This window comes from Bradyrhizobium sp. 139, from assembly GCF_023074175.1.
Lineage (GTDB): Bacteria > Pseudomonadota > Alphaproteobacteria > Rhizobiales > Xanthobacteraceae > Bradyrhizobium.
Genome location: NZ_JADPKS010000063.1, coordinates 1 through 1061 on the forward strand (window position 1 = coordinate 1; position 1061 = coordinate 1061).

Genomic DNA, 1061 nt, shown 5'->3' on the forward strand with positions numbered 1-1061 from the left:
GAGGCACCGGCAGTCTTGACGGTCTGCACCCCGGTCGCGAGATCGATGGCGTTCAGAATGTCACTGACCGCGCCGGACTGCAGGTAAACCGTCGAATTGCCGTTGCCATCGGTGACCAGATTGCCGACCAGGGTGGAACCCGTGGTCACGGTGGTGGGCGTCACGGCATTCTTGAACGTGATCGTTTTCCCGTCCACGTTCAGCGTCGAGCCGTCCTGGATCAAAGTGCCGAGTGTGCCCGCGGCGGTTGAGCGCGCCTGTGTTACATTGACGGTACCGTTGCCCGCCGCCCCGGTCAGGCCAAGGGACTTCAGAAGGTCGGCACGGCCAGTGATGCTGAGATCAGCACCGGTACCAGTCGTGAGGGTAAGAACACCACCTGCGGAAATGGAAGCCAAAGTGCCCGAGCCGGCGACGACGGCCGTACCAGCAGCGTTGAGCTTCCCAGCACCGGTTGCGAGATCGATCGCGTTAGCCAGATCCTGCACCGTGCCGGTCGGAGCGGTGGCACCCAGGTAGACGGTGGAATTTCCGCTGCCATCCGTGACGAGGTTATTAACCTTGCTCGAACCTGTGGGCGCAGCGGCCGGAACGTCGGCCGTCTTGAAGGTGATCGTGTGTCCATCGACGGTCAGCGTTTCGCCATCCGAAGGTGCGCCCTTGGCCGCAATGGTTGTCGCTGAGGGGGTGCCGGCGAGCGTAAGGCCCGCAGCCAATTTAGCCGCAACGCCCGCGCCGTCCGGTGCCGCGGATCCGACCAGCGAAGCTGACCCACCGCCGAGCGTGGTTGTTCCGGATGCAACGGTAGTTCCGCCCGTGCTACCGTCGAACACCACGTTCGAGAGAGCGGTCGTGCTGGAATAGGTCGTGGTGCCGCGCAGATCGGAAGCCGTCGCACCCGCGATCGTGGTCGAGACGTTCGACTTCGTCGAGTAGCCGACCGTGGTCTGCAACGCCTGGTTGGCGATCGACTTGGCGCTGTCGAGCAGCTTCTGCAGCGAGGTGATGCCGGTGTTGGCGGCCTGGAGCACCTGCACGCCGTTGGCGATGCCATCGAGCAG

The 1061-nt window shown here is 64.0% G+C and carries 1 protein-coding gene; it reads right to left on the reverse strand.

The genetic code is table 11. The features are described from left to right. Positions 1 to 1061: DUF1522 domain-containing protein (locus IVA80_RS15180; protein WP_247431211.1), on the reverse strand; the 1061-nt coding region annotated here is incomplete at both ends.